General features: G+C 72.4%; 15 protein-coding genes. 12 read left to right on the top strand and 3 right to left on the bottom strand.

All coding sequences use genetic code 11. The features are described from left to right. Positions 1–12: 12 nt before the first annotated feature. Positions 13–591, bottom strand: coding sequence for a hypothetical protein (locus ACFQO7_RS23550; protein WP_376808386.1), 579 nt, complete (start codon positions 589–591; stop codon positions 13–15). A gap of 143 nt (positions 592–734) precedes the next feature. Between ACFQO7_RS23550 and ACFQO7_RS23545 the strand changes: the two genes are divergently transcribed. From ACFQO7_RS23545 to ACFQO7_RS23510, 8 genes are all read left to right on the top strand, one after another. After that, positions 735–2153 carry an HlyD family efflux transporter periplasmic adaptor subunit gene (locus tag ACFQO7_RS23545; protein WP_376808385.1) on the top strand — a complete coding sequence of 473 codons (1419 nt, stop codon included), beginning with the start codon at positions 735–737 and terminating at the stop codon, positions 2151–2153. 121 nt (positions 2154–2274) lie between these two features. Continuing rightward, on the top strand, positions 2275–3012 hold the full coding sequence (locus tag ACFQO7_RS23540; RefSeq protein WP_376808384.1) for a response regulator transcription factor: 738 nt from the start codon (positions 2275–2277) through the stop codon (positions 3010–3012). Next, complete coding sequence (locus tag ACFQO7_RS23535) at positions 3009–4688, top strand: sensor histidine kinase (protein WP_376808383.1); 1680 nt, start codon at positions 3009–3011, stop codon at positions 4686–4688. Before ACFQO7_RS23540 ends, ACFQO7_RS23535 begins: the two co-directional genes overlap by 4 nt. A gap of 99 nt (positions 4689–4787) precedes the next feature. Continuing rightward, the gene (locus ACFQO7_RS23530; protein WP_376808382.1) at positions 4788–5999 is read left to right on the top strand and encodes a Fic family protein; all 1212 of its coding nucleotides are present in this window, start codon (positions 4788–4790) and stop codon (positions 5997–5999) included. A gap of 66 nt (positions 6000–6065) precedes the next feature. Further along, positions 6066–7235, top strand: coding sequence for an efflux RND transporter periplasmic adaptor subunit (locus ACFQO7_RS23525; RefSeq protein WP_376808381.1), 1170 nt, complete (start codon positions 6066–6068; stop codon positions 7233–7235). Beyond that, positions 7232–7966, top strand: coding sequence for an ABC transporter ATP-binding protein (locus tag ACFQO7_RS23520; protein ID WP_376808380.1), 735 nt, complete (start codon positions 7232–7234; stop codon positions 7964–7966). The genes ACFQO7_RS23525 and ACFQO7_RS23520 overlap by 4 nt, the downstream gene beginning before the upstream one ends. Then, positions 7963–9168 (top strand): ABC transporter permease, encoded by a 1206-nt coding sequence (locus tag ACFQO7_RS23515; RefSeq protein ID WP_376808379.1) that lies wholly within the window; start codon positions 7963–7965, stop codon positions 9166–9168. The genes ACFQO7_RS23520 and ACFQO7_RS23515 overlap by 4 nt, the downstream gene beginning before the upstream one ends. A gap of 15 nt (positions 9169–9183) precedes the next feature. Beyond that, entirely contained in the window at positions 9184–9729 is a 546-nt protein-coding gene (locus ACFQO7_RS23510; protein ID WP_376808378.1) for a hypothetical protein, read from the top strand. Positions 9730–9863: 134 nt separating this feature from the next. On the opposite strand, the gene ACFQO7_RS23505 is transcribed toward ACFQO7_RS23510, so the two are convergent. Both ACFQO7_RS23505 and ACFQO7_RS23500 read right to left on the bottom strand, forming a co-directional pair. Then, positions 9864–10991 carry a sensor histidine kinase gene (locus tag ACFQO7_RS23505; protein WP_376808377.1) on the bottom strand — a complete coding sequence of 376 codons (1128 nt, stop codon included), beginning with the start codon at positions 10989–10991 and terminating at the stop codon, positions 9864–9866. Then, a complete protein-coding gene (locus tag ACFQO7_RS23500; RefSeq protein WP_376808376.1) occupies positions 10988–11644 on the bottom strand; it encodes a response regulator transcription factor in 657 nt (218 codons plus the stop codon). The genes ACFQO7_RS23505 and ACFQO7_RS23500 overlap by 4 nt, the downstream gene beginning before the upstream one ends. A 188-nt stretch (positions 11645–11832) precedes the next feature. Between ACFQO7_RS23500 and ACFQO7_RS23495 the strand changes: the two genes are divergently transcribed. From ACFQO7_RS23495 to ACFQO7_RS23480, 4 genes are read left to right on the top strand one after another with little or no spacing between them, the layout of a single operon-like run. Continuing rightward, on the top strand, positions 11833–12357 hold the full coding sequence (locus tag ACFQO7_RS23495; protein ID WP_376808375.1) for a hypothetical protein: 525 nt from the start codon (positions 11833–11835) through the stop codon (positions 12355–12357). Beyond that, positions 12354–13403, top strand: a complete 1050-nt coding sequence (locus ACFQO7_RS23490) for a peptidoglycan-binding protein (RefSeq protein WP_376808374.1) — start codon at positions 12354–12356, stop codon at positions 13401–13403. Before ACFQO7_RS23495 ends, ACFQO7_RS23490 begins: the two co-directional genes overlap by 4 nt. A gap of 8 nt (positions 13404–13411) precedes the next feature. Continuing rightward, entirely contained in the window at positions 13412–14077 is a 666-nt protein-coding gene (locus ACFQO7_RS23485) for an ABC transporter ATP-binding protein (RefSeq protein ID WP_376808411.1), read from the top strand. Next, a complete protein-coding gene (locus ACFQO7_RS23480; protein ID WP_376808373.1) occupies positions 14074–15270 on the top strand; it encodes an ABC transporter permease in 1197 nt (398 codons plus the stop codon). The genes ACFQO7_RS23485 and ACFQO7_RS23480 overlap by 4 nt, the downstream gene beginning before the upstream one ends. The last annotated feature ends 56 nt before the right edge of the window (positions 15271–15326 follow it).

Here is a 15326-nt window from a genome sequence, read left to right as displayed (position 1 = left end):
TGGGAGAAATGGTCAGCTCGCCGCCGGGCTCGGCGCGGTGGTGGGGCGAAGCACGGCACACGCCTGAATCGCCGCCGCCACCTTCGGATCGGCGGTCGCGAGCGGCTGCCCGGGTGTGAACTCCACACCGCGTTCAGCGAGGCAGTTGCGGTACGCCGCGTTGGCCCCGTTGTCGCCCCGGTTGCCACCGAAGCCGCCACCGGGTCCGCCACTGGGTCGTACCGCTGCGCAAGCCTGCTGTGCCTGCTGCCACTTCTCGGCGTCCACGCCTTCCGGCGCCCGCATACCCCCGCCGGGGCCGCCGAAACCTCCCGGCTGCCCACTCGGACGCACCGTCGGCCGGCCACTGGGGAAGCCCGACGGCCGAGCAGTCGGCATGCTGGACGGTCTGCCCTGGCCCTGCCCTTGGCCGAAGCCCTCCGGCAGGGTGATCCCCTGCTCCTTCAGACACGCGGCGTACGCGGCGAACCCGCTCGTCTCGTTGCCGGAAGCGGGCTGGCTGGCGGGGTCGTCGGCGGAACCGCAGGCCGCGGCGAGGCCGAGTACGGCGATCGCGACGGCGGCGGTGAGGGCCGCGCGGGTCTGTCTCATCGGCGTCTTCACGGGCGCGAGCCTGCGCGCCGCGGCTCGGGGCTTGCTCGACCGAACCTCAGAATGGGCTGGGAGTGACGCTTTGAGGTGGCTCCGAGGTTAGCTGAAGCGATCACCGAGCGGCGGCCGCGAGACTCCCGGCCATGACGTTCGTGGTGCGCGCAAGACGGCGCCGATGGGTGGCCGCGGGCGCGGCGGTGCTCATCGCCGTCGCGGTGGTGACGGTGGTCGCGGTGCAGGGCGGTGACCCGGCCCCGGCAGCCGCGGCGACGGTCGCGGTGCGGCGGGGCGAGGTCACCTCGTCGGTCGCGGCATCGGGCAAGGTCTCCCCGGTCGCCACCCGTGAGCTTGCCTTCGCCGTGTCGGGCACGCTCACCGCGGTGCTGGTGAAACCCGGCGACGAGGTGGCCGTCGGGCAGGATCTGGCGACGATCGACGATGCCGACGCGCGCGAGGCCCGCGACGCCGCGGCCAATGCGCTGGCCGAGGCCGAGCAGACGCTGGCCGATGCCAAGGACGCCGCCGACACCGCCGACACGGCAAGCACCGACTGCACCAACGCCCGCGGCGCGGCGTACGCCACCACAGGCGACAGTTCGGTCACCGCCGTGACGGTGGCGCTGCTCACCCGCTCCGCGACACCGTCGACCACTGCCCGCGCGCCGGTCACCTCCGCCGCCGCGGGCGCGACCACGGCGACCGGTGCGACGGCCACCGCCTCGGTCACCGCCATCGCCACCGCCACGTCCGGGCCGTCTCCCTCGCCGTCGAGCAGCCCGTCGCCCTCCTCCTCGCCGTCGGCTTCGCCCAAGCCCTCGGCTTCGCCCAAGCCGACGGCCTCGCCCAAGTCGTCAGCCGCGCCGTCGCGCACGACCCCGCCCGGCACCGGCAACTGCGACTCCGGCGGATCATCGAACGGCGGCCCGCAGAACGGCGGCGCGTCCAGCGGTCGCGGTGGGGATGCGATCTACACCGCCGAGGTCGCCCTGAACAAGGCCGAAGCCGATCTGACCAAGGCGGAACGTGACCTCGCCGGTACGACGATCACGGCTCCGGTGGCCGGGAAGGTGCTCGGCGTCGCCGGCCGGGCCGGGGACGCGGCAGGCACCGGGACGTTCATCACGCTCGGTGTCGTCGCCACGATGATGGTCGAGGCCGAGTTTGCCGAGGCCGACGCGGTCAGCCTGGCCGTCGGCCAGCCCGCCACGGTGACCCTGGCCAACCGCCCGGACGAGACCATGCCCGCCACCATCGCGCAGGTCGCCGCCACCGGCACCGCATCCAGCACCCTGGTCCGCTACCACGTGCTGCTCGCCTTCGATGGAGCACCGGAAGGCCTGCTCATCGGCCAGAGCGCCACCGCCGGCGTCGTCCTGGACCGAGCCGAGGGTCTCCTCCTGCCCCAATCCGCCGTCCGGGTCACGGGCGACGGGACCGGCGAGGTGAAGCTCCCCGACGGCACCACCCGCACCGTGGGCATCGGCCTGCGCGGCGACGGTTACGTGGAGATCCTCTCCGGCCTCACCGAGAACGAGACCGTCCGCCTCAACGCCCGGTCCTGACCCCGCCGCCCTAGGCGATCTTGGTGGCATTCACGGGGTTCCGACGGTGTTCTCAGGATTCTCCGAGGTAAGACGGATACAACGAGCTCACAGGCAGTGACGAGGTAGCAGGGAGCTGACGGTGACGCAGCAGCAGGAGCGGGCACGGACCAGGGTGCTGGTCGTCGATGACGAGGCCAACATCTGCGCGCTGCTGTCGGCCACGCTGCGCCTGGTCGAGTTCGACGTGCGGGTCGCGCACACCGGCCGGGACGCGCTCATCGCGGCCGAGGAGTTCCAGCCTGACCTGGTCGTGCTCGACGTGATGCTGCCCGACCTGGACGGCTTCGAGGTCGCCCGGCAGCTGCGCGCCGACGGCCGCGGGCCGGAAAACGCCCTGGTGCCCGTGCTGTTCCTGACCGCCCGGCACTCCGTGGAGGACCGCATCTCCGGCCTGACCGTCGGCGCGGACGACTACGTCACCAAGCCGTTCAGCCTGGAGGAGGTCGTCCTGCGCATCCGGGCCATCCTGCGGCGCAGCCGCCCCGGCGGCGAGCAGGCCGACAGCGGTGTGCTGCGCTACGCCGACCTGGAGCTGCACGAGGACGCGCACGAGGTGCGCCGCGGCGGCAAGCTCGTCGACCTGTCCCCGACCGAGTTCAACCTGCTGCGCTACCTGCTCGTCAACGCGGGCCGGGTGGTCTCCAAGGCGCAGATCCTGGACCGGGTGTGGAGCTACGACTTCGGCGGCGACGGCCGCATCGTCGAGTCGTACGTGTACTACCTGCGCAAGAAGGTCGACAAGTGGGACCCGCCGCTGATCCACACCGTGCGCGGTGTCGGGTACGCACTGCGGCTGCCCCGAGGTGGCCAGGAATGATCCGCCCACCGTGGCGGCGATGGACCCTGCGCACCCGGATGGTGGTCGCGGTGGTCGCGCTCGCCGGGGTGGCCCTGCTCGTCACCGACTTCGTCGCCGCCACGACGCTGCGCCACTACCTGGCCCAGCAACTCGACGACGACGTGCGCCGCCTGCCGATGCTGTGGGGCCAGGGGCGCGGCAGTCCCCCCGGCTGGGGTCCGGCCCCCAGCTCTCAGACCGGTCGACCCGCCGCCACATCCACGCCGCAGCCGAGCCCGTCGAGCAGCGCGGCGGCGCCGACCGCGGAGACTCCGGCCTCGACGGCGGTCGTCTGCGACACACCAGAGACAGCCACCGGCCGGGGCGGGGTGCCGCCGGTCGGCGACGACACCGCGTTCCTGCTGTACAGCGCCGACGGCCGGCTGGTGCGCTGCGCCACGAACGGGATCGCCCTGGCCGACGTCCCTGTGCTGACACTCGCCCAGATCGAGGACAACGCGGGTCCCGTCGTGGCGCGGGAGCCGGGCAAGCCGTTCCCGGGCGAGAACACAAAGCAGCCGTTCACTGCCGAGAACGCGGCCGGGCAGAAGTTCCGGGTCGCGGTGAACCGCACGTTCGACGGGGAGTTCCGGGTCGGCGCGATCTCGTTCGACCGGGTCGACGCCACCGCGAACCTGATGCTGCTCATCGGGCTGGGCGTCGGTGCGCTGGTGCTGCTGGTGCTGGGCTTCGCGGCGTACAGCGTGGTCCGGATCGGGCTGCGGCCGCTGACCAACATGGAGCACGCCGCGGCCCAGATCGCCGGCGGTGACCTGACCGCCCGCGTGCCCGACCCCGACCCGCACACCGAACCCGGCCGCCTCGGCCTGGCGCTGAACACCATGCTGTCGCGCATCGAGGCGGCGGTGACCGCGCGGGCCGCCTCCGAGCAGCGGCTGCGCCAGTTCCTCGCGGACGCCTCACACGAGTTGCGCACTCCGCTCACCTCGATTCGCGGCTTCGCCGAGTTGTACCGCCGCGGCGGCGCACCGCCCGGCCCGGAGCTGGACGAGACCATGTCCCGCATCGAGCAGGAGGCCGCTCGGATGGGCCTGCTGGTCGAGGACCTGCTGCTGCTGGCCGCACTGGACGAGGAACGCCCGCTGCAGCAGTCCCGTGTCGACCTGCTGGCGGTCGCGGCCGACACGGTCCGCGACGCGCACGTGCGCACCCCGGGCCGCAACGTGGAACTGGCCGGGTTCGAGCCGGTCAGCGTGCAGGGTGACGAGCACCGGCTGCGCCAGGTGGTGACGAACCTGGTGGCGAACGCGCTCCAGCACACCCCGCCTGACGCCCGGGTCACCCTGCGGGTGAGCCATCGCGGTGGGGAGCCCGCCGACGAGGTGTTCGAACTGCCGATTTCCCGCGACAGCGGCCCGGTGGTCGCCGCGGTGGGTGCGGAGCTGGATCCGGACCTGCCGGTCGCCGTGATCGAGGTCGAGGACTCCGGGCCGGGGGTGCCGCCCGAGCACGCCGCCCGCATCTTCGAGCGCCTCTACCGCGCCGACCCGCACCGGGCCCGCAGCCACGGCGGCGCCGGCCTGGGCCTGGCCATCGCCTCGGCGATCGTGAAAGCCCACGGCGGCCGCATCGAACTGGCCACCTCGCCGGGAGTGGGCTCGACGTTCCGCGTCCTGCTGCCGCTTGTTACTTAACGCGCATCACCGCGCTTGTTTGATACCTTCAGGCCCTCTGGGTATCAAACGAGCGCCTCCTTGATACCAAACTGCCTTGTGGGTATCAAAGGAGCGGCGATGTTGCGAGAGCAGTTCCTGCCGGCTCAGCGACCGTACGTGATCCGTGCGGAGCGGAACTACCTGGCCTTCCTGCCGCCGGACCTGCCGCCGCAGATCGATCTCGGTGGCATCCTGCTGAGCCGCTTGTCTGCGGCGGACCGAGCCGTGGGCGAACTGGCCGGTGTCGCCCGCACCCTGCCCGGGCCGGAACTGCTGGCAGCTTCTTTGATCAGGCATGAGGCGGTGTTGTCGAGCCAGATCGAGGGCACCCGGGCCACCATGTTCGATCTGGCCCTGTTCGAAGCCGAGCCCTCTGCGGCCGAGGCGGCGGACACCATTGAGGTCTTCAACTATGTCCTCGCCACCGAGCAACTGCTGGACCCGGACCGGCGGTTGCCGCTGAGCCTGCCGCTGCTTCTGGAGGCACACCGGACGCTCCTGGCGGGGGTGCGTGGCGGCCATGCCACGCCGGGCGAGTTCCGCCGCAGCCAGAACTGGATCGGTCCGCCCGGGTGCACCCTCAACGATGCGACCTACGTTCCACCGCCACCGGAGCGGCTCTGGGAATGCCTCGACCCGCTGGAGAGATATCTGCACGCCGACCGTGAGCTGCCGCCGTTGCTCGCGATCGGGTGCCTGCACTACCAGTTCGAGGCGATCCACCCGTTCCTCGACGGCAACGGCCGGGTCGGGCGGTTGCTGATCACCTTGCTCCTGGTGGAGTGGGGCCTGCTGCCCGGCGCTGTGCTGGACCTGTCCGCCTATATCGAGCCCCGGCGCGACGAGTACTACGCACGACTGCTGGCGGTCTCCACGCACGGCGACTGGGGTGGCTGGCTGCGTTTCTTCCTGGAGGGCGTGACACTGCAGGCGCAGGATGCGGTGAGCAGGGCACGAGCATTGTCCGAACTGCGGTCCGACTACCGGGCACGCGTGACCACAGCACGTGCTTCCGCCCTGCTGCCGCGCTTGGTCGACGCTCTCTTCGAGCGGCAGTCGCTGACCATCCCGCGAGCGCAGGAACTGCTCGGTGTCAGCGCACGATCGGCTGCGCTGGCCGTGGACCGGCTCGTCGAGGTCGGGATCCTCCACGAGCTGCGCCGGGGCCGTCGGCGGTACTTCCTCGCGAACGAGATCATTGACGTCGCGAGTGGCCGGGGCGTCGACCGGTGGCGGATGGCGCGTGAGTCGCAGTACGGGCAGCGGACGTTGCCGGGTTTCGACAGCTGACAGCTCCAAGCTCATTCCGAGGTTGGCCGGAGGTCGCGTCGAGGGCGGGTCGCGACGATGCGTGCCATGCGATTGCGGCGAGCCATCCCGCTCGGGCGGACCACCCTGCTCAACAGCGCCCTCGGGCTGCTGCTGGTCGGTGGCGGCACCTGGGCGTACTTCATGATCAGCGGAGACGCGGCGCCGGCCGAGGCGAACACGACGCGCACGGTGGCGGTGGCCCAGGGCACGGTGACCGCGACGGTCACCGCCGACGGGTCGATCGAGTCGGCGAACCTCATGTCGGCCGACTTCGCCACCGGCGGCACCGTGACCGCCATCAAGGTGAAGGTGGGCGACCGGGTCGCCAAGGGCGCGGTGCTGGCGACGGTCGACGCGACCGAGGTCAAGGAGAGCCGCGAGACCGCGGCGCGCAACCTCGACGCGGCCCGGGACGCGCTGGACCGGGCTGAGGACAGCGGCGACGACAGCAGCATCGCCAACGCCGAGAACCAGGTGGACCAGGCGGAGTCGGCGCTGGCCGCGGCGCAGCGCGCGGTCGACGGCACGGTGCTCAAGGCTCCGATGGCCGGCACGGTGGTGGCGATCAGCGGCGCGGTCGGCGGCTCCTCGGGCGGCTCGTCCGGCGGTGGCGGCAACGGCTCGTCGTCCTCGTCGTCGAGCGGGTCCGGGTTCGTGCAGCTCGCCGATCTGACGAAGCTGCAGGTGACGGCCGGGGTCGCCGAGGCGGACGCGACCCGGCTCAAGGTCGGGCAGTCGGCCAAGGTCACCTGGAACGCGTTGACCGGTGCCTCCGCGACCGGCAAGGTCTCGGCGATCTCACCGACCGCTTCCAGCGGGAACACGGTGACGTACCCGATCGAGGTGCTGCTGGACAGCATCCCGGAGGGAACCCGGCTGGGGCAGACGGTGAGTCTGTCGGTGACCGTGGACGAGGTGGCCGACGCGATCTACGTGCCCGCCGCGGCGGTGCGTACGGCCGGCGGCCGGACCACGGTGACCGTGGTGAAGAACGGCGTGCAGGAGACCCGGGCCGTCGAGATCGGGCTCAAGGGCGACGCGTACACCGTGATCGTGTCCGGGGTGAGCGTCGGTGAGCAGGTCGTGCTGGCCACTGTGACCAGCGGCACCGGCAACCAGCAGCAGTTCCCGGGTGGCGGGCCGGGCGGCTTCACCGGTGGCGGCTTCGGCGGCAACACCGGCAACCGTCCCGGTGGCGGCGGTGGTGGGCGATGACGGCCCCCGGCCGCGAGCAGCGGCCCGTGCTGGAGGTCGTCGACCTGGTCAAGACGTACGGCGAGGGCGAGACGGCGGTGCACGCCCTGGCCGGGGTCTCGCTGACCGTCGCGCCCGGCGACTACGTGGCCATCATGGGCTCGTCGGGCTCCGGCAAGTCCACGCTGATGAACATCCTCGGCTGCCTGGACGTGCCCACCTCGGGCACGTACCGGCTGGACGGAGTCGACGTCAGCGAGCTGAACGAGTCGCAGCTGGCCCTGGTGCGCAACCGCCGGATCGGCTTCGTGTTCCAGTCGTTCAACCTGATCGCCCGGACCAGCGCGCTGGCCAACGTGGAGCTGCCGCTCGCGTACGCCGGAATCAAACCGGCGGTGCGCCGCGAGCGGGCGCTCGCCGCGCTGGACATGGTGGGCCTGGCCAACCGGGCCGACCACGACCCGAACCAGCTCTCCGGCGGCCAGCAGCAGCGCGTCGCGGTGGCCCGCGCACTGGTCAGCCAGCCGGCGCTGCTGCTGGCCGACGAGCCGACCGGCAACCTGGACAGCCGCTCCACCTCCGACGTGCTGAGCATCCTGGACGGGCTGAACGCGCAGGGCCGCACCATCGTGCTGATCACGCACGAGGACGAGGTCGCCGCCCACGCCCACCGCACCATCCGCCTCGTCGACGGCCTGGTCGTCTCCGACGTCCGCCGCCGCGAGATCGCGCCCGTGGGGGTCCCGGCATGAGCATCTTCGAGATCTTCGGGTTCGCGTTGCGCGGGGTGGCCGCCAACAAGCTGCGCTCGGGACTGACCGTGCTGGGCATCCTGATCGGTGTCGCGGCGGTGATCCTGCTGGTCGCGGTCGGCAACGGCTCGGCCAAGCAGGTCGAGGACAGCCTCGCCGCGCTCGGCACGAACACGCTGACCGTGCAGGGCGGGCGGGGCGGCGGGAACACCGGTTACCGCACCGACCTGACCCTCGACATCGTCAAGGCGCTGCAGGACAAGGAGTCCGCGCCCGACGTCAAGAGCGTCTCGCCGGTGGTGAACAGCGCGCAGACGCTGACCTTCGGCGACGCGTCGTACGACGTCAACTCGGTGATCGGCACGTACCCGAGCTACTTCGAGGCGTCCAACAGTGTCGTGGCGACCGGGTCGGGGTTCACCGAGGAGGACGTGGACCAGGCCGCGCGGGTCGTGGTGCTCGGGCCGACCACCGCCGAGGAGCTGTTCGGCACCGTGGACCCGGTCGGGCAGCGGATCGGCATCGCCGGGCAGATCTACTCGGTGATCGGCGTGCTGGCGAAGAAGGGCTCCACCGGGTTCAACGACCCCGACGACGTGGCGATCGCGCCGCTGCCCGCGGTGCAGCGCTCGCTCACCGGGTACGGGCCCGTCTCGTCGATCACCGTCGAGGCGGTGAACGCGGACGCCGTGGCCGCGGCGAAGGCCGAGATCACCGCGATCCTCAACGCGAAGATGCACGTCGCGGACGGCGCGAGCAGCACGCCGTACCAGATCAGGGATGCCTCTCAACTGCTGGAGACCCGCACCGCGACCGCGGAGACGTTCACCGTGCTGCTGGGCGCGGTCGCCGGGATCTCGCTGGTCGTGGGCGGTATCGGCATCACCAACATCATGATGGTCTCGGTGACCGAACGGACCCGGGAGATCGGCATCCGCAAGGCGCTGGGCGCGCCGCGCCGGGTCATCCTCACCCAGTTCCTGATCGAGGCGACGCTGCTCAGCCTCGCCGGCGGCGGGTTAGGGGTCGCGGCGGCGCTGATCGGCGCGAACTTCGAGATCGTCGGGATCAAACCGGTGGTCATGCCCGACTCGGTCGTCCTGGCGCTGGGCGTCTGCGTGGCGATCGGCCTGTTCTTCGGCAGCTACCCGGCCAGCCGGGCGGCCGGCCTGCGCCCCATCGACGCCCTGCGGTACGAGTAAGGAGCCCTGAACTTCATGAAGCACGCGATCCGTACGCAGGAGTCGGACATCACCGTGGAAGCGCCGATGGACGACCTGGTGGCGGGCCTGGCGAAGGCCAAAAGCGGCCCGTGGCTGACCCGCAGCACGGGCACCCTGCTCGCGCTGGTGCTGACCTGCGGCGGCTTTCTCGCCGGCATCCAGGTCCAGCAGAACTTCGGCACGCCCGCCGCCAGTAGTGCGGCTCCCGGCGGAGCCACCGGCAACCGGCCGGGCGGTCTCCGCGGCGGCAACGGCGCCTTCCCCGGCGGCCAGCAGGGCGGGTTCCCGGGCGGCCAGCAGGGCGGTCAGCAACCGGCCGCCGCGCCGATCACCGGAAAGATCAAGCTGGTCGACGGCACCACCGTCTACCTGGAGACCTCCGACGGCCGCCTGCTCACCGTCAAGACCGGCGACACCACCACGGTCCAGACCACCAAGAAGTCCGCCCTCAAGGACCTGGCCGCCGGCACCGAGATCACCGTCCAGGGCACCACCGCCGACACCACCGTCACCGCCACCACCATCACCGCGGCGGGCTGACCCTCGCCCCCGCCCCCCGGCCCTCCGCCGGCCGCCGCCGCCCCGCGCCGCAACTCTTGAAGAGTTGCGGTCTCAGATCGGCCTGAGACCGCGACTCTTCAAGAGTTGCGCCAGGTGGGGGCGGGGCGGGCGGGTCAGAGGGTGGTGGTGAGGGTGAGGCCGCCGCCGGGGCGGGGGGTGGCGGTGACGGTGCCGCGGTGGGCCTGGGCGATGGCGCGCACGATGGACAGACCCAGGCCGAGGCCGCGGGACGGGCCGCCGACCCGCTCCCGGCCGAGGCGGCGGAACGGCTGGAAGATCGATTCCAGCTCGTACGCCGGCACGACCGGCCCGCTGTTCACCACCACCAGCCTGGCCCGCCCGTCCACGGTGGCCGTCTCCACCCGCACCCAGCCGTCGGGCACGTTGTGCCGGACCGCGTTCTCGACCAGGTTCTGCACCAGCCGCTCCAGCAGCACCGGGTCCCCGGTGACCGGAGCCGGGTCGAGCAGGCTGGTCACCACGGGGCCACCGGACGGCAGCGCCTCCAGCACGTACTCGGCGACGTCGGCCAGGTCGACCGAGGTCTGCTCGGCCACCTCGTGCTCGCTGTCGGCGAGCATCAGCAGCCCGTCGATGAGCCGCTCGTGGCGCTCGTTGACCTTCAGCAGGGCGTCGCCGAGCTGCCGCGCGTCCGCGCTCGCCTCGGGGCGGGTGATGGCCAGCTCCACCAGCGCCCGGTTCAGCGCCAGCGGCGTACGCAGTTCGTGCGACGCGTTCGCGACGAAGCGCCGCTGGCCGTCGAAGGAGTGGTCGAGCCGGCTCAGCATCGCGTCGAAGGTGTCGGCGAGCTGCTTGACCTCGTCCTCCGGTCCCTTCAACGCGATCCGCTCGTGCAGCCCGCGGCCCCCGGCGCTGGCCGCGATGCGGCCCGCGGTCGCCGTGATGCGGTGCAGCGGCTGCAACGCTCGTCCGGCCAGCACCCAGGCGACACCGGTGGCGGCGGTCAACACCAGGGCGAGCGCGATGCCGCCCTGGGTGAGCAGCGTGGTGAGGGTCGCGTTGTTGGACTCCTCGGTCTTGGTCTGCAGCAGCTCGCGCAGCGCCTTGAAGTCGCCGCCGGTCTTCAGCAGGTCGGTGACGATCAGCTTGGTGTCGAACGGGTTGGCGTTCATCTGCCACCGCACCAGGAAATACGTGATGGCCAGCAGGGCCAGCCCGGCGACGGTGAACAGCACGACGTAGAGCAGGGTCAGCCGGGCGCGGATGGTCAGCCTGTTCACGGTATGCGGTACCCCACTCCGGCGACGGTCTCGATGGGCTGCGGATCGCCGAGCTTGCGGCGCAGCTTCATCACGGTCACCCGTACCACGTTGGTGAACGGGTCGATGTGCTCGTCCCAGGCCCGTTCGAGCAGCTGCTCGGCGGAGACCACGGCCCCGTCGGCGCGCAGCAGCTCGGCCAGCACCGCGAACTCCTTGCGGGCCAGGCCGAGGTCGCGGCCGCCGCGTTCGGCGGTGCGCCGGGCCGGGTCGAGCACGATGCCGGCTCGCTGCAGCACGGCCGGGTTCTTCGCGACCGCCCGCCGCGCCAGCGCGTGCACCCGCGCCGCCAGCTCGACCATCGCGAACGGCTTGACCAGGTAATCGTCCGCGCCGAGGGCCAGCCCCGCGACGCGCTCGCGCACGGCCGCCGCCGCGGTCAGCATCAGCACCCGCGTCTGCGGCAGCCGGTCGGAGATCTGGCGGCACAGCTCGTCCCCGGGCACACCCGGCAGATCACGATCGAGGACCACCACGTCGTACGGATTCACCGCGAGCCGTTCGTGCGCCGCGTCCCCGTCGTACGCCACGTCCACCGCGAACGCCTCGCGCCGCAGCCACTCGGCCACGGCGTCCGCCAGCACGTCCTCGTCCTCCACCACCAGCACCCGCACCCGGCAATGATGCCCGCCCACCGGGTAACCACCGCATAACCAAGATCATGATCGTCCGACTTGCCCGGCAACCGGGCGTATCGGCGCTCAAGATTCGCCCACCTGCCCGGCAAGTCGGACGATCACCGCGGCCGGGCGGCCGGTCGCGGTTTACGTGGGGGTTATGCGAGGGCCGGTCTGATGGCGGTATGAGGATGAGAGTGATGGCCGTCGCGGCGGTGCTGGCGTGTGTGCCGGTGCTGGCGGCGTGCGGCGAGACGAAGGACGAGGGCGTGGCGACGGCGGCCGGAGCCCGGCCAAACGCTTCGGCATCGGCGGCGGCGTTGGACAAGCAGGAGCAGGGACGGAAGTTCGCCGCCTGCATGCGCGAGCACGGCGTGGACATGCCCGACCCCGAGCCGGGTGACCAGATGCGGGCCGACCTCGCGAAGATCGACAAGGACAAGCTGCAGCCCGCGATGGAGGCGTGCAAGACGCTGCTGCCGAACGGCGGTGAGGCGGTGCAGTTCGACCCGGAGCAGGTGGAGAAGCTGCGGACCTTCGCCAAGTGCATGCGCGAGAACGGGGTGCCGGAGTTCCCGGAGCCCGACGACACCGGCAAGCTGCGGCTGGACGGCGCGCTCGGCCAGTGGCGCACCAGCCCGGCGTTCACCAAGGCGCTGGAGAAGTGCCGGGCGATCGTGCCGGACTTCAAGGGCGGCGGTGGCAAGTGAAGGCTCGCTACCTGGTCGGCGGCGTCGCCGTGCTGGCGGTCGCCGCCGCGGCGGGCCTGGCCGTGGGCCTGCCCGGCCTGTCCGGCGGTGAGCAGGCGGCCGCGTCGGGCCCGGCCGGGACGGCCACGGTGACCCGGCAGACCCTGTCGGACACCGAGACGAAGAGCGGCACCCTCGGCTACGGCACCGAGCACACCGTCGGCGCGCGCAGCGCGGGCACGGTCACCTGGCTGGCCGCGGAGGGCGCGGTCATCGGCCGGGGCAAGCCCCTGTTCCGCCTCGACGACCAGCCGGTGGTGCTGCTGTACGGGGCGCTGCCCGCGTACCGGCAGCTGCGCGACGGGGTCGAGGGCACGGACGTGAAGCAGCTGGAGCAGAACCTGACGGCGCTCGGGTACACCGGCTTCACCGTGGACCGCGAGTACACGGCCTCGACGGCGAGCGCGGTGCGGCGGTGGCAGGAGGACCTGGGCCTGCCGGAGACCGGGACGGTCGAGCCGGGCCGGGTCGTTTACGCGGCCGGGCAGGTGCGGGTGGACGCGCTCGGCGCGGCGGTCGGTGACCTGGTGCAGCCCGGCACGCCGATCCTCACCCGCAGCGGGGTGGACCGTGCCGTCGTGGTGGAGCTGGAGGTCGCCGACGAGCGGCTGGCCGTGGCCGGCGCGGCGGTGGAGATCGAACTGCCCGACGGCAAGCGGGTCCCCGGCAAGGTCAGCGCGGTGCAGACCGTCATCGCGCCGGGCGTCAACGGGGCCGACCCGACGACGAACCTGGAGGTCACCGTGGCACTGACCGCGAAGGACGCGGTGCAGGGGTTCCATCAGGCCACCGTTGACGTCGACTTCACCGCGGAGACCCGCGAGGGTGTGCTGACCGTGCCGGTGGCGGCGCTGCTCGCGCTGGCCGAGGGCGGTTACGGCGTCGAGGTCGTCGAGGGCGGCGGGAGCCGGATCGTCGCCGTGGAGACCGGGCTGTTCGCGGCCGGGCGGGTCGAGGTCGGCGGCGGTGGCCTGACCGAGGGCACGGTCGTCGGGATGCCGTCGTGACCGGCCCGATGGTCGCCCTCACCGACGTCGCCAAGGTCTATCCCGGTGGGGTGACCGCCCTGGCCGGGGTGAGTCTGCGGATCGAGCGGGGTGAGGCGGCCGCGATCGTCGGGCCGTCCGGCTCGGGCAAGTCGACGATGCTGCACATGATCGGGGCGCTGGACCGGCCGTCCGGCGGCCGCGTCGAGATCGACGGGTACGACCTGGCCGCGTTGTCGGACCGGCAGCTCTCCGCGTTGCGCGGCAGCCGGATCGGGTTCGTGTTCCAGCAGTTCCACCTCGCGCAGGGGACGTCCTGCGTGGACAACGTCGCGGACGGACTGCTCTACGCGGGCGTGCCGCTGCGGGAGCGCCGGGAGCGGGCGACCGCCGCGCTGGACCGGGTCGGGCTGGGGCACCGGCTGACCCATCGGCCGCACGAGCTGTCCGGGGGCGAGCGGCAGCGGGTCGCCATCGCTCGCGCCGTGGTCGGCGACCCGCCGCTGCTGCTGGCCGACGAGCCCACCGGCAACCTGGACTCGCACTCCGGCGGGGTGGTCCTGGACCTGCTGCGCGAACTCAACGCGGCGGGCACCACGCTGGTCGTGATCACGCACGACCGGGAGATCGCCGCGTCCTTTCCCCGCATGATCGTGCTGCGCGACGGTGCGCTGGTCACGAAGGTCCCCGCATGACCGGCCTGGCCGCGCCGCGGCTGCGGTGGGCGGATCTGGTGCGGGTCGGGGCGATCGGGCTGCGTACCCGGCCGACCCGGGCGCTGCTGTCCGCGCTGGGGATCGCCATCGGGATCGCGGCGATGGTCGCCGTCGTCGGCATCTCCGCGTCGTCGCGGGCGGAACTGGACCGGACCCTGGACCGGCTCGGCACCAACCTGCTCACCGTCAGCCCGGGTAGCAACCTGTTCGGGCAGGACGCGAAGCTGCCGCTGGAGGCGGCCACGATGATCGAGCGGATCGGCCCGGTCACCGACGTGTCCGCGGTCGGCCGGGTCGACACCAAGGTGTACCGGACCGACCGGATACCTGCGGCGGAGAGCGGCAGCCTGGGCGTACGCGCCACCGACCTGGACCTGCCCGCCACGGTCGGCGCCGAACTGGCCGACGGGACCTGGCTCAACGCGGCGACGGCCCGTTATCCCGCGACGGTGCTCGGCGCGACCGCGGCGAGCCGGCTCGGGGTGACCGAGGCCGGGCCGGACCGGCAGGTGTGGCTCGGTGGCCGCTGGTTCACCGTGGTGGGCATCCTGCGGCCGGTGCCGCTGGCCGCTGAACTGGACACCGCCGCGCTGATCGGCTGGCCCGCCGCCGAGTCCTACCTGGCCTTCGACGGGCACGCCACCACCGTGTACACCCGATCCGCGGAGTCCCAGGTGGAAGCGGTCAGCGACGTGCTGGCGGCGACCGCCAACCCCGAAGCGCCCAACGAGGTCAAGGTCTCCCGGCCGTCGGATGCGCTCGCCGCCCAGCAGGCCACCGACCAGGCGTTCACCGGGTTACTGCTCGGGCTGGGCGCGGTGGCCCTGCTGGTCGGCGGGGTGGGGGTGGCCAACACGATGGTCGTCTCGGTGCTGGAGCGGCGGGCCGAGATCGGCCTGCGGCGCTCGCTAGGGGCGACCCGGGGCCAGGTGCGCGGCCAGTTCCTCACCGAGTCCCTGCTGCTGGCGGCGCTCGGTGGGGTCGGCGGAGTGCTGCTGGGCGGGGCCGTCACCGCGGCGTACGCCCTGCTCCAGGGCTGGCCCGGGGTCGTGCCGGCCTGGGCGACCCTGGGCGGCCTGGGCGCGACCTTGCTGATCGGCGGGGTGGCCGGGCTCTACCCGGCGGTGCGCGCCGCACGGCTGTCGCCGACGGAGGCGTTGGCCACGCCGTGACCGTGCGTCGTCGGCCGCGATGGCGAGGCGCGGCCGCCCGGTGGGAGGTGCCACGC

The sequence above is a fragment of the Catellatospora aurea genome (assembly GCF_042663325.1).
GTDB classification, from domain to species: domain Bacteria; phylum Actinomycetota; class Actinomycetes; order Mycobacteriales; family Micromonosporaceae; genus Catellatospora; species Catellatospora aurea.
This window is presented reverse-complemented; position numbering and strand designations above follow the sequence as displayed.